General features: G+C 59.2%; 13 protein-coding genes. 4 read left to right on the top strand and 9 right to left on the bottom strand.

Going from position 1 to position 13,402, the window contains the following annotated elements:
* Nucleotides 1-279 precede the first annotated feature (279 nt).
* The 8 genes from E2N92_RS13095 to E2N92_RS13060 form a co-directional block, all read right to left on the bottom strand.
* Complete coding sequence (locus tag E2N92_RS13095) at nt 280-567, bottom strand: UPF0058 family protein (RefSeq protein WP_220681583.1); 288 nt, start codon at nt 565-567, stop codon at nt 280-282.
* Nucleotides 568-622: 55 nt separating this feature from the next.
* Nucleotides 623-1,846: a DNA primase DnaG gene (gene dnaG / locus E2N92_RS13090; RefSeq protein WP_220681582.1), complete on the bottom strand. Its 1,224-nt coding sequence runs from the start codon at nt 1,844-1,846 to the stop codon at nt 623-625.
* A 130-nt stretch (nt 1,847-1,976) separates the two neighbouring features.
* Entirely contained in the window at nt 1,977-2,309 is a 333-nt protein-coding gene (locus E2N92_RS13085) for a DUF167 domain-containing protein (protein ID WP_220681581.1), read from the bottom strand.
* Nucleotides 2,310-2,501: 192 nt separating this feature from the next.
* On the bottom strand, nt 2,502-3,767 hold the full coding sequence (pyrC, locus tag E2N92_RS13080; RefSeq protein WP_220681580.1) for a dihydroorotase: 1,266 nt from the start codon (nt 3,765-3,767) through the stop codon (nt 2,502-2,504).
* Between the two features lie 14 nt (nt 3,768-3,781).
* A complete protein-coding gene (gene hypE, locus E2N92_RS13075) occupies nt 3,782-4,777 on the bottom strand; it encodes a hydrogenase expression/formation protein HypE (protein ID WP_220681579.1) in 996 nt (331 codons plus the stop codon).
* Nucleotides 4,774-5,115: a hydrogenase maturation nickel metallochaperone HypA/HybF gene (locus E2N92_RS13070; RefSeq protein WP_220681578.1), complete on the bottom strand. Its 342-nt coding sequence runs from the start codon at nt 5,113-5,115 to the stop codon at nt 4,774-4,776. The genes hypE and E2N92_RS13070 overlap by 4 nt, the downstream gene beginning before the upstream one ends.
* Complete coding sequence (locus E2N92_RS13065; protein ID WP_209629221.1) at nt 5,116-5,340, bottom strand: HypC/HybG/HupF family hydrogenase formation chaperone; 225 nt, start codon at nt 5,338-5,340, stop codon at nt 5,116-5,118.
* Nucleotides 5,341-5,833: 493 nt separating this feature from the next.
* Nucleotides 5,834-6,142, bottom strand: coding sequence for an Hsp20/alpha crystallin family protein (locus E2N92_RS13060; RefSeq protein WP_220681577.1), 309 nt, complete (start codon nt 6,140-6,142; stop codon nt 5,834-5,836).
* 136 nt (nt 6,143-6,278) lie between these two features.
* On the opposite strand from E2N92_RS13060, the gene E2N92_RS13055 reads away from it, so the two are divergent.
* The 4 genes from E2N92_RS13055 (at nt 6,279) to E2N92_RS13040 (ending at nt 11,220) form a co-directional block, all read left to right on the top strand.
* Nucleotides 6,279-7,601 (top strand): sodium-dependent transporter, encoded by a 1,323-nt coding sequence (locus E2N92_RS13055; RefSeq protein ID WP_220681576.1) that lies wholly within the window; start codon nt 6,279-6,281, stop codon nt 7,599-7,601.
* A 346-nt stretch (nt 7,602-7,947) separates the two neighbouring features.
* Nucleotides 7,948-8,742, top strand: a complete 795-nt coding sequence (locus tag E2N92_RS13050) for a class I SAM-dependent methyltransferase (protein ID WP_220681575.1) — start codon at nt 7,948-7,950, stop codon at nt 8,740-8,742.
* Between the two features lie 819 nt (nt 8,743-9,561).
* Nucleotides 9,562-9,981, top strand: coding sequence for a tRNA (N6-threonylcarbamoyladenosine(37)-N6)-methyltransferase TrmO (gene tsaA / locus E2N92_RS13045; RefSeq protein ID WP_246589237.1), 420 nt, complete (start codon nt 9,562-9,564; stop codon nt 9,979-9,981).
* Between the two features lie 834 nt (nt 9,982-10,815).
* Complete coding sequence (locus E2N92_RS13040; RefSeq protein WP_220681574.1) at nt 10,816-11,220, top strand: pyridoxamine 5'-phosphate oxidase family protein; 405 nt, start codon at nt 10,816-10,818, stop codon at nt 11,218-11,220.
* Between the two features lie 793 nt (nt 11,221-12,013).
* On the opposite strand, the gene E2N92_RS13035 is transcribed toward E2N92_RS13040, so the two are convergent.
* Entirely contained in the window at nt 12,014-13,201 is a 1,188-nt protein-coding gene (locus E2N92_RS13035; protein ID WP_220681573.1) for an argininosuccinate synthase, read from the bottom strand.
* Between the last annotated feature and the right edge of the window lie 201 nt (nt 13,202-13,402).

The following is a 13,402-nucleotide window of genomic DNA, read 5'->3' as shown; positions in this document are numbered from 1 at the left end:
AAGTGGGACGGCATGTCCTGATCGTCACGCCGTCTCGTTGTCATGACCCCGAAGATAGACCAAGGACGGAGGGGGAGCCAATCTCTTTCCAGCGGGATCACGCGCCCTGCCATCAGATCCGGGACCCCCTCCTGAGACGATCCGAATACGTTCTACCAGAATAAATCGATCAAAAAATGACTGTCTCAAATACATTCCGTGGAACGGAAAAGAAACTGGGATTCACGCCCGCCCACCGGCCGGTCTTGAGATCGAACTGGCCGGTGAAACGGCCCGGATTCATTCGAAGTTGCGCTCCAATTCTTTTTCGGCCCGTTCTGCGAGATCCTTCATCCGTGCCGAGATCCTGGTCGAACCGGTGAACTCGATGTCCTTCATGGCACTGGCCAGTTCCTGCCCGAGCACGAAGATCGCATGTTTGTGCTCGAGTTTGCTCTTGTGGATCTGCGAGGGATTGATCCGCAGAGCGGAGTACTGGGGAAACTTCAGTTCAGCGTTGACCAGTTCAAAGTAGTCCTTGATCTCGACAAGGATCTGATGCAGGGTAATCAGTTCTTCTTTATGCATGTCCAGACCCGGAAAGAGAAATAGGAAATTTTATTATATATATATTTGCTCCGTGCTATACTTTCTTGATTTTCATGAGCCGCAGAGATAGCGGTCTCTTGACGATCTCCTTGAACTCGGGAGCGGCGACAAATTCGATCCCCTTTGCAAGGAACGCGTCGACCAGGTGCTGGTCCACAGGGTAGTCCAGCACAACCCCGGCAGTATCGGGATCGACCGTCTCGAGGGCATCCTCCACCTTGCCGACGCCGACCTCGGCGATGAGGCCGTAGTCCGCGTCCAGGAACCTCGCGGTCTTCTTCCCTTCCACCTCTCGCACCTGCTGCTCAAGCGTCGGGCCGGTGACCTCCGCAACGCGGGAAACCTCTTCTTCCCCGGACACCTCGCTGACGATCACCTCCGCTTCCTCTTTCACCGGGATCTCGACCTTCTCGGGCACAGGCTCCTTCCCCTCATCAAGCTGCTCCCTGAAGTACTCCACCGGCATCTTGTTCCTGAGGGCCTTGATGATCTCTTTTCTGGTCAGGTCCTCCACGCTCTTGCCTCGCGGACAGAGGGCGACATAGTCGATATCGGCCACCTGCAGGAGTTCGCGCAGGATGAGGTCGCCACCCCGGTCACCGTCAAGGAACGCCGTCGCCGTTTTCACCTCGCAGAGTTTGGCGATCACCGCCGGGACCTTCGTCCCTTCCACCGCGACGGCGTTCTTGATCCCGTACCTGAGCAGGTTGATCACATCGGCCCGTCCCTCGACGACGATGACGGCGTCGGACTCGTGGACATTCGGGCCGGCCGGGACTCGTTCCTCCCCCAGCACCCCGATCTTTTCGATCCGCATCGACTCCCGGACATCGTCGAGGAGTTCGGTCGAGTCGATGGCGGTCTCGTCGAAATGCGTCAGCAGGAGCTCCTTCGCGCGCTCCACGATCTGCTTGCGCTTCGTCACCCTGATGTCCTCGATCCGCTCGACCCGTGCATGGGCGACGCACGGCCCGACGCGGTCGATCGTCTCCAGGGACGCCGCAAGCACGGCGGTCTCCGCCCGGTCCAGGGACGAGGAGATGAGGATCTCGCCCCGTGTTTCGCCTTTCTTGCTCGCGATATGGACGTCTATCCGTCCGACCCGCCCGGTCCGTTGGAGATCGCGCAGGTCGAGGTCTTCGCCGAGCAACCCTTCAGTCTGGCCAAATATGGCCCCGACTACGTCAGGTTTCTCGACCACCCCCTCTGCAAACAGATGAATGTGAATGAGATACTTGGTCGTATCAGATGAGTACATGGTAAGCCTCCAGAGTATGTCATATCAGGATTACTATGACAGACCATAGATAACAGTAGTAGATATACCGGGAGGAATACTTATAAGCACCCCCGGAACCGGGAGCGGCCCCCAGGAAAGAACAGGCGATCTAGGCCTTTAGAAGGACAGAGAGTCTCGAAACCGCATCTTCTCTTGAGATGCCTGCAATTTCGATTTTTTTGGTGCTTGAGATCGCACCCGAGATGATGCTCACCGATGACTTCGGGACCCCGAATGTCCCGGCGATGAGATCGAGAATCGCGCGGTTCGCCTTCCCGCCTACCGCCCTTGCGGCGACATGGCAGACGACGGCCTTGCGCCAGGGGTTGTAACCGGCCGGGAAAGCGTCTTTTTTACACCCAGCAGAAACGTCGATGGTGATCACGGCGCCGTTGTCGGAACTGAGAACTGCATCGCCAAAAGAATCCACAAGAACCACCATAGTATGTCGCCCGGCGCTAACGACCATGGATCACCAGTGGCATGTGCCTATCTTCACCTGGTCTTAACCCTCGCGCCGGGCGGAATGCCTGTCGCACGTCCGGGTTGTCCCGCAGCTCATATCCAGGTCATCGCCAATCGAATCGCGCGGGGACCTATGGGCGTGCATGTATCGGCATTGTAGTATTTGGGCTCAGGGATTATAGCCTTTGCCAGGGAGCCAGGTGCTGCCTGACCCGAAGTACTCGTCGTCCCGGACGACACACGCGCCGTCCATCACCACGATCGCGGGGAAGACGGCGTCCGTTCCCTCGAAGGGCGTCCAGGTGCATTTCGTATGCAGGGCGTCGGGGTCGATTGAAGTCGGCTCCTTCGGGTACAGGGCGAAGTCGGCCCGCTCGCCAGGCCCGAATCCGGCCGGGGCGATGCCGAGGATCCCGGCCGGGTTGACCGCCGTCTTCTCGATGACCGACGCGAGGGAGAGTCGGCCTGAGACGACTTCGGCCATCAGGAGGGGGAGCATCGTCTCGACGCCGGGTACCCCGGACGGGGCTTCCGCAAAGGGGACCGCCTTCTCGGCGGCGGTGTGCGGGGCATGGTCGGAAGCGACCGCGTCGATCGCGTCCCACCGACTCCAGAGTGCTTTTCGTTCTTTCTCGGCCCTCAAGGGGGGGTTCATCCTGGCATGAGTGTCATCGGCCTCGAAGTGCTCCCGGGAGAGGAAGAGGTGGTGAGGAGTTACCTCGACGGTGCCGACGGGGTCGGCGGCGTCGACGGCCGCGGCCGAACTCATATGGCAGAAGTGGACCCCCCCACCGCGGGGTACCAGACGCCCCACCGCCCGCACCGCCGCCGCCTCGGCGGAGGCGGGCCTGAGGCGGTCATGCTCGGCAAGACTCTCCGGCGCACCGGGGAGCGGGTCTTCGGCATGGACGGTGGCAAGTGCCCCGAGGTCTCGGAGCGTCAGGAAGGCCCGGCCGAGCACGTCAGGGGGCACCGCCTCGCCATAACTGGACGGCCCGGCAAAGACTTCGCCGAAGGCCATCGCACCGGCACGCCAGAGGGCCGGGAGGTCGGCGCCGGGCACCACCCCGGCGTTGACCGCGAACCGGCACCTCGCCTGCCCGGCCGCCTCGGCGACACGCGCCTTGAAGGCGTCGGGCGCGGTCAGCGGCGGGATGGTGTTGGGCTGATCGACGACGACGGTCACCCCGCCGAAGAGGGCGCTCGTCGTCCCGGTCGTCCAGTCTTCCTTGGCCGACTGCTCTCGCCCGCCCCTGAGGTGGGTGTGCATGTCCACCGCAGCCGGCAGGCAGAGGAGGCCCGTGGCGTCGACGCTCTCGTCTGCCGGCAGGCCGGCGCCGATATGGAGCACCCGGCCCTCGCCGAGGCTGAGGTCGGCCACCCGGCCGGAGGGGAGGGTGACCCCCCTGAGCACCAGCGCCGCACGCCCGGCCATTTCTGTTTCCTCCTTTAGCAGACCCTTGGCACCGGGTCGCCGATCGGCGCTTCGATAAACCGCTCGCCGCCGATCTTCGTCTTCATCACGACGCCCGAACCTTCGGTGACGCGACCGATGATCGCGGCGTCCTTGCCATATTTGTGGGAGCGAAGTGCCCTGAGCACCGCTTCGGCGTCGTCGGCCGCGACGCCCATGATCGTCTTGCCCTCGTTCGCCACCTCGAGGGGATCGATCCCGAGCATGGCCGCGGCGCTCCGCACACTGGTCCGGATCGGCAGGGCCTCTTCGTCGATCTCGACGTGGACGCCGGCCTTGCTCGCCATCTCATTGATGGCGTTGGCAAACCCGCCGCGGGTCGGGTCTTTCATCGCGTGGATATCGCCGGCCGCAAGCGCCTTCTCGACCATACCCCAGAGTGGTGCGACGTCCGACCTGATCTGCTCGCCCAGGTCGAACCCCTCTCGGTGGGCCATGATCGCAAGCCCATGGTCGCCGAGGGTGCCGCTCGAGATGATCACGTCGCCGGGCAGAAGGCCGCTGTCCCTGACGACATGGTTGGCAACCCCGATCCCGGCGGTGTTGATGACGATCCCGTCGAGCGAGCCGCGTTCCAGTACCTTCGTGTCGCCGGTGACGATCGAGGCCCCGACTTCGCCGAGGGCGGCGTCCATCGAGGCGACGATCCGCTCCAGATCGGCGACGTCGAAACCTTCCTGGATGACCATCGCACACGAGAGAGCGATCGGCCGCCCGCCCATCATCGCGAGGTCGTTGACCGTGCCGGAGACGGCGATCCTGCCGATGTCGCCGCCGGGGAAGAATATCGGGTGGACGACGTGGCTGTCGGTCGTAAAGACGATCTTCTGGTCGCCGACCGGGATCACCGCCCCGTCGTCGAGGGACTCGAGCCCGATCCCGCCGGCATTGTTGTTCTCGAACTTCGTGATCACGCTCAGGAGTTCGCCCATCACTTCTCCACCCGCACCATGCATCAGGTTGACTTTCATGATTCGTTCACTTCGATCTCGATATTGGTAACTACGATCTCTTTTCCTTCGACAATATGGGGGAGCCCGCCGCACTGCGGGCAGACAAACTTCTCGTCCCCTTCGTACCCGCACTCGCACCTGGTACGCACCTTCACCGTCCAGCACTCCAGACGTGTCCCGGCAAAGAGGGGATCGTCCTCCACGATCACCCCGAAGAGAAACTCGACCTGTTCCGGGTTCACCATCGCCATCTCGCCGACGTCGACCTTGACGGTCGTGACCTCAGTGGCCTCGTTCTCGACCGCGGCCCGTTTGGCGGTGGCGAAGATGTCGTATGCTATGCTGTACTCGTGCATTTACTCTTCCATTGCTGCGTAGACTTCTTTGAAGAGCTCCCTGGTAGAGAGGCCCTCCTCGCGGCTGAGCTTCTGGATGGCAAAACCGACATGGACGAGGACAAACTCGCCGATCTCGACATCGACCAGGTCGAGGCGGACCTCCTGTTTGAGGTCACCGTAGTCGACGACGCCGATATTGCCGTCCTTTTTCTCGATCACTTCGGCAGGAACTGCAACACACATCGTATTTCCTCAGATAGTGAGTATGGGCGCCGGAAGTAAAAACACCTTCCGAAGTGACATGGCAGAAAAAGGCCGTGAAAAAACCGGGATGAGACATGGAGATGGCTTGGGTGGGTTGTATGAGATGTGTTTCCATGAGCATATCCCGGAAGTATCGGGGAGAGGCTGAAGATTCACCTAGATCGGTTCTGTAGAATTGGACATGAGGCGAGATCATGCCTCAAGCATACGGGATGAAAATTTCTCGTCGCTTGATCGCTCTCTTTCAAGAGAGGAGAATCGGATGGGATCTAGTTCCATCGCTGCCCCCACCTATCGTCGTCGTGGGGGGTCCGGGGGCACGGCCCCCGGCGCGAGATGGCAGGGAAATTTCGACGATTGGGAGCGGCCTATCTGATCGACGTGCCTTGCCCCCCGAAACCCCCCTGGAGGGTCGACCTCAGGGAGAGGGGCCGGCGTCACAATTACCAGGCCTCCATTCCTCCACATCCCGTCAGGTGATTGGGATCCCGATCCCCCGCTCCTGCGGTTTCTTGTACGGGACGTCGATGACAAGCAACCCGTTGTGATACTTCGCCTTCGCCTTCTCGTAATCGATGGGGCAGCAGGTGGCGTACGAACTGGCGTACGAACCGACATCCCGCACCCCCTCCTTCGAGGCCCGCACGAAGAAACTGTCGTCATGCATGCTCAACAAAATATCCTCCTTTGCCACGCCAGGCAACTCCACCTCGATGTGCAGGTGCTCATGGTCCTCGTCAGGCATCGCATACACCACCGGTGCGACCTTCACCTCGGCCATCTCAGATCACCGCCCGGAGTGAGCGACATGCTATATAAATCACCTCCTCCATAGCCCGTGCGGGAGGATGGAACATCGGTGAACGGCAGACTTTTCCGGGCAACCGATCCGGCATTCAGAGATTTCGGATGATACTATGTCTCCAGAAAGTACCGATTCCACAAAACGGGCCGAGTGGTCGCGCTACGGGTTCGTCCTCGCGGCGATCGGATCGGCCGTCGGCCTTGGAAACATCTGGCGGTTCCCCTATGTCGTCGGTGAGAACGGCGGCGGAGCCTTCCTCATCCCCTATATCATCTCGTTCTTCTGCTTCGGGATCCCGCTGATGATCCTCGAGTTCACTGTCGGCAGGGGGTTCAGGGGATCGGTGGTGACCGCCTTCGGACGACTCCACCCGCGGCTGCGCCACCTCGGCCTCCTCCCCTTCGTGATGACCCTGGTGGTCTTCAGTTACTACTCGGTCATCGCCGGGTGGACGCTGGCTTATATCATCTTCTCGGTCACCGGGTACATGGACTTCAAGACTTTCACCTCCTCTCCTCTCCCCCTGATCACCTTCTTTGCGACCATCCTCCTCGCCGGAACGGTGGTGAAGGTCGACCTCAAGGACGGGATCGAGCGGGCGAACCGCTACCTCATGCCGATGCTCGCCCTCGCCCTCCTCATCATGTTCGTCCAGGCCCTCGCCCTGCCGGGCGTGCAGGCCGGACTGGCCTACTACCTCACCCCCGACCTCTCGGTCCTCTCCGACCCCGGGATCTGGGTGCAGGCCGCGGGACAGGTCTTCTTCTCCCTGAGCATCGGCTTCGGGGTGCTCCTCACCTACGGGAGTTACCTCTCCGACTCGGCGCCCATCCCGCGTTCGGCGGCGGTCGTCGCAGGCGCCGACTTCCTGGTCGCCCTCGTCGCCGGGGTCATCATCTTTCCGGTCGTCTTCTCCTTCGGCTTCGACCCGGTCTCAGGGCCGCAACTCGCCTTCATCACCCTCCCCAGGATCTTCTCGACGATGGCCTTCGGCTCATTCTTCGGAGCGCTCTTTTTTATTCTCCTTTTCGTCGGGGCGCTCTCTTCGATCCTCTCGATGGTGGAGGGTGGGGTGGCGACGATGGTCGACGAGTGGGCCTGGCCGCGGAAGAAGGCAACCTACCTCGTCTGCACCCTCGCCGCCGTCATCGGTCTCCCTTCGGCACTCAGTTATGCCGGGTTCAATCTCACCCTCTTTGGCGCACCCTTCCTGGACACCGTCGACCTCCTCTTCGGGATACTCCTGGTCCCGGTCTCGGCCTCGGTGATCTGCCTCGCCTTCTCGTGGCTCTGGAATCCCGAATCGCTTCTCGCCGAGGCGAACAAAAACAGCAGATTCAAATTTTCGAGAGCCGCGGTCTACTACCTGCGGTACGTCGTCCCCCTCCTCCTGCTCGTCACCCTCGCGAGCACCGTGGCCATGACGCTCCTCTGATTATTTCCCTCGAATCAAGACGAACCTCTGAAGCAGAGCATGACCCCCCCTCTTTTCCGTCTCGCCGATCGGGGTGTGATGGAAATTCAACATATCTATTTAACAATAGATGCGCATAAAATGGTACCATTTATATCGTATATCACACTATATCCCATGTCACAGACTGCCCCCGGCCGTCTCCTTTGTGCTTCAGGCAAAAAAACCCCGATAAAAATTCAGAATCACAAAATATCGGCATTCATCTAGCGCAAACGACCGTGATCGTTCCCGGAGATGGACAGGGTAGGGAGAAGAGATCATGATATCAAAAGCGATTGACTGGAATGATGAATGGAGGAACATGATGGAAAAGTGCGCCGGTTCCGTCGTCCCCGCCTCTGCACAGCACTGGGAGACGGCCGAGAGTGCACGGCGTTATCTCCACGATTATGGCCGGGAGAGCGCCGGTCAGGTCGACCGCGTCAATGCAACTCTCGAAGCGCTGCCCCTTGCCCCTGACTCGCGGGTGCTCGAGATCGGGGCCGGGCCCGGCGTGCTGACGGTTCCCATCGCATCAAAGGTCGCTCATGTGACCGCCGTGGAACCCTCGGAAGGGATGATGACCGTGCTGCAGGAACACATGAACGAAAAGGCGGTCGAGAATATCAGGTGCGTTCAGAAGTGCTGGGAAGAGGTTGCCGACGAAGACCTCGAACCTCCCTACGATCTTGTCCTCGCCTCGTTCTCACTCGGAATGCCAGAGATCAAGGCGGCGATCGAGAAGATGATCGCACTATCCTCCGGGCAGGTATGTATCCTCTGGTATGCTGGAAAACCGCAGATCGAGACTCTCTATCGTCTGGTCTGGCCGCATCTTCACGAGACCGATTACTCCCCCGGGCCGAAGGCCGACGTCCTCTTCAACCTTCTCTATTCGATGGAGATCTATCCTGATGTGAAGCACTTCGATTTTGAACAGGTGCATGTGTTCGAGTCCTATGATCAAATGGCCGAATATTTCCAGTGCGAGCACCATATCCCCTTTGACACTGGAAATCCAGGGATAAGGGCATATCTGGAAACCTATATCGAAGAAATGGACGACTGGTTCGTGCATTCTGAACAGTGGCCCTGCATGATGTTTCAGTGGGAGGCGTAATGATACTGCACCCCCAGAGATAGGCTGGAACGAGATCTGGACGGACCGGTACGAACAGAACAGTAGATGCTAAGGTTCATGGGAATGCACAATGGTCTGGGCGTCGAAGGAGAGAGCGTGTGAATTTCTTGACCGGACGCGGCGGGTTCTTGCCGATCGACCCGAATATCGAGTGTCGACCGGGGGAACATCGCCGCCGAGAACGGAGGTTTTGTCCACCAGGGGAGAATACCAGCGTGAAGATCTGGTGGGAGGTGGAGGGAGCCAGTGGCTGCCTTTCGTGCAGATACTTCGACAATGACTGTCAGCCTTGAATCCGTTCCTCTCTTCTTCTTTTGCTCTGTGCAGGATGGCGGATGATCGTTGATCGCGATTGCCAGACACCAGTCCTGGCAATAGGTGCCACTACCTGAGGATGGCAACGGAAGATTATGAATGGCTGTCAGGGCAGAATGAAGAGGAAATTCCCTGGATTGAATAACTTTTTACCGTGAGTAAAAAACAATCCTAAAAGGGTATCATTTTATCAAATACAAATCCATATATCTTTTAATTTGCCGTCTGGAAACAGAAGATGCCATGTTCTCTGTTCATGTTGATGGGGACAAGGAAAGAATAAATGTACCAATGAAATGCTGATTTCAAGAGAGGCAGAGAGAGATTATGGACGAAACATCTAAAAAACCGGTCCCTGCCGGTGGTGACACACCCGGCGAAATGATCCTGCGACCTGTGGGAGTGGTCAGGAACACAATCAAAGAACCTTTTCTGATTGCTGGCGATGACGGCATTGCCATGCGGGGAGATCTTGACGATACTATGAGACGTGTCCGTGAAACAGAAGAGGAGACTTCAGAGATCATCATCAACATGGACCTGATCGAGACCCTCGACGGTATCGAGGATTATTCTCACCTGACGGTGCTGTACTGGGCGCATGGCGTTCCTGAAAAGAGCCGGATCCTGACCCGGGTGCATCCGATGGGGAGAAAGGATATCCCTGCGACCGGAGTGTTCGGCACCTGCAGCCCCGCCCGACCAAACCCCGTGCTTATGACAGTCGTGCGTCTCTGCGGACGAAACGGGAATGTGCTGGAAGTCGCCGACCTGGACGCGATCGATGGGAGCCCGGTCATCGACATCAAACCCTATGTCAGGGACTTCTTCCCCCAGCATGATGTGAAGATCCCGGAATGGATGCAGCAGATCCAGCGTGAAGTCAACAGAAGCGATCGGTGATCTCTCCTTCAGATCTTTTGCAGGACAAGGAATGAAAAAAGGGCTCTGTAGAAAACATCCTCTTTTCATCACCTCAACCCCCTTGTGACCTTCATCCATCACCTTCCCCCAAGCTCACGCCGGGGGGTTCCGCCCCCGGATCCCCAGGATGAAGATTGGGACGGAAGGCGGAGAAATGACCCTGAAAGAGGGGGTTGCAGTCCACCGCCTATCTTTGCGCGGGGGACCGGGGGGCGGCAAGCCCCCCGGCGAAGAGAACCATCACGATGATTTACCATGAAAATGATCCTGACGATCCGCTCTTCAGGTTTTCATGAGAGTTTGAACTTGCCATATCCCGTTGAAGCCGATACGCTGAGGATAGAAAATCCCTCTGATGGATCGGCCGCCCCCATAGACGAGATTTCCCTGCCATCCCGTGCCGGGGGCTCAGCCCCCGGACCCCCACGACGAGGATAGCCGGGGCGGCGATGAAACCAGATCTTCCAAAGGTCCTGTCGCGAGGATTGGGATCCCGCCCACACGCCGTAGCGCAGCTCAGAAAATTTTCATCCCGTATGCGTGAGGCGTGCTTTCGCCTCAGGAGCAATTCTACAGATCCAAAATCTCTGATTTTCGATTCGCACCCCTCCGGCGCGAGACGACAGTGAAAATCCTGCGATTGAGGAGGCCCACGATCATCACATACCCGCCCCTTACATCCTCTGATTCCACGCCATCCCGGATCCTCGCTCGCTGTAGCCGGGGGTGTGCCGCCCCGAAGAACAATGGATCCCCATCTCCCTCATCCCCATCCCGTGACATTTTTATCTCGCCGCAGGACAATGGGGAGGTATGGTACGTCTGAACGAGAAGATGAAGGAGATCTTTGAGAAGGCCCCGGTCTATCCGCTTGCAACCGCCTCAAAGGCGGGTGAACCGAACGTCGCACCGATGAAGTCGGTCTGGCTTGTCGACGACGAGACGGTCTGGGTCGCGGACAACTTCATGAAAAAGACCCTCGCCAACCTCGAAGAGAACCCGCGGGCCGCGATCTATCTCTGGGGGCCCGAGACCGGCGGCTGTATCCAGGTGAAGGGCGACGCAAAGATTCTCACCTCCGGGCCGGAGTACGAGAAGATGCGGGCCGAGGTGAAGGCGAAGTCGGAGAAGTACCCGGCAAAGTCGCTGATCGTCATCACGATCACCGAGGTCTACACCTGCGCTCCCGGTGCCGGTGCAGGGGACGAACTTCTTTAAACTTTTTTTTGGTTCTATATCACATCTCGAAACCCCCGACCGGGAGGCGGTTGCCGCCCTATGGCTATCTTCGTCATGGGGTTCTCCTCCCGGCGCGAGATGGCGATTGAAGATTCTTCTACGATGGGGAGCGGCACGTTCTGATCATCACACTCGCCCTGTTGTCATGACCCCGAAGATAGAACCTAGATGGCAGTGGAATCATGCACCCTGCCGTCCCCACCCTATCCTCTCGCGGGACGACAGAAAAGATCCGTTGATGAAGGGACAGCACATCTGATCATCACACTCGCCCTGTTGTCATGACCCCGAAGATGAATCCTAGATGGCAGTGGAATCATGCACCCTGCCGTCCCCCGCCTATCCTCTCGCGAGACGACAGAAAAGATCCGTTGATGAGGGGACGGCACACCTGATCATCACACTCGTCCTGTTATCATGACCCCGAAGATAGAACCGGAACGGGAAGGGGCTGATCGCTTTTCAGGGGATCACACCGACCTGTGCTGTTCCCCCGGCCCCTGAGATCCCTCCTCAATCCTCTCTCTTCTTCCCGCCCCTTGCACGGGCGTACCGGAGGGTCATAGGGTTCATGCCCTGCGATCATATCAGGGTCACGAAGGCCGGAAGAGAACCGATATTCTCGTTGCGTTGCATGGATACACCTCGCGGTATGGGTCTGTCGAAATACAAGCCGATACGAGCGCGGGCAGAGGGTCTTTCTTCTCTTGCTCTACGACCGGCGCTGGCGCTCCGATTGGAGTGAATACGTTTCAAAACCGCAAAAAAAAGATTAGTTCTTCCTGACCTTCTGGAGGAGCCTCGCCTGCATCCCGAAGTACTTCGAGACCCCGACGGCGTCGCACTGATCGATGGTCTTTGAGTCGAAGGAGACCAGGTCGTCGGAGTACAGCGCCTGCGGTGCGCTCCGGCCCATGATGTGCACCCCACCCTTGAAGAGCATGCAGTCGACCGTACCGGTGACCCGCTCCTGGGTGGTGTCGACGAAGGCGTTGAGGTCGGCGTACAGCGGTTCGTGGACCAGACCCATGTAGGCGAGTTCCGACCACTTCGCGTCGATGACCTGCTTGAAGGCGAGTTCCTGGCGGGTGAGCACCAGCCGCTCCAGATCGTGGTGGGCGGCGAGGAGGACGGTGGCGGCCGGGTGCTCGTAGTTCTCTCTGGCCTTCAGGCCGAGGATCCGGTCTTCCATCATGTCGTTTCTCCCGACGCTGTGGCGGCCGGCGATGACGTTGAGTTCTTTGATCAGGTCTTCGCCTGCCATCGTCTTCCCGTTGAGGGAGACCGGCACGCCCTGCTCGAACCCGATGGAGATGACCTCGGGCTCGTCGGGGGCGTCGGTGAGGGAGGCGGTCCAGGCATAGATCTCCTCAGGGGGATGGTAGGCCGGATCCTCGAGTTTCCCGCCCTCGATGCTCCGGGACCAGAAATTCTCGTCGATGGACCAGGGCTTCTCCTTCTTGACCGGGACCGGGATGCCGTGCTCTTCGGCGTACTCGATCTCCCACTCCCTGGTGAGGTTCATCTCCCTGATCGGGGCGACGACCTCGTAGCCGTGCGCCCTGAAGATGAAGTCGAAGCGGAGCTGGTCGTTGCCCTTGCCGGTGCACCCGTGGGCGATGGCCACGGCGTCCTCCTTCCTGGCGACGGCCACGATCTCTTCGGCGATGAGCGGTCTGGCGAGTGCGGTACCCATCGGGTAGCCCTCGTACGACCCGTTGGCCTTGATCGCTCTGAAGACGTGCTCCCTGACGAACTGCTCCCTTGCGTCGATGGTGTAGTGGCGGTCCGCAATCTTTTCGCCTTTCTTCGTGGCTTCCTCAACCTCGTGCTGCGGCTGGCCGACGTCGACTGCGACGGTGACGACCTCATCGAAGCCATAGTGCTCCTTGAGGAGGGGAACGCAGATCGAGGTGTCAAGCCCGCCCGAGAAGGCAAGAACAACTTTTCCTTTTCCCATGTCTGATGCTCCAGTGTGCTCTACGGGTATACCCACTATTCATTGGTGCTCTCAGACTTTTAATCCTCTGGACCGCGACAGGGCACCCTCACCGGGAGGACGGTATTTTTCAGTCTCGGGCCGGCAAAAATGAGGTTCAGGGGGGAAACGTCCTGGCGTCTGCGTCCCCCCCCTCTGTTTCGGCCGTTTCCATTGGATGGA

Origin of the sequence: Methanofollis formosanus, from assembly GCF_019633745.1 — an archaeon.
Classification (GTDB): domain Archaea; phylum Halobacteriota; class Methanomicrobia; order Methanomicrobiales; family Methanofollaceae; genus Methanofollis; species Methanofollis formosanus.
The sequence above is the reverse complement of the archived record's forward strand: the minus strand, read 5'-3'. Positions and strand labels throughout refer to the sequence as shown.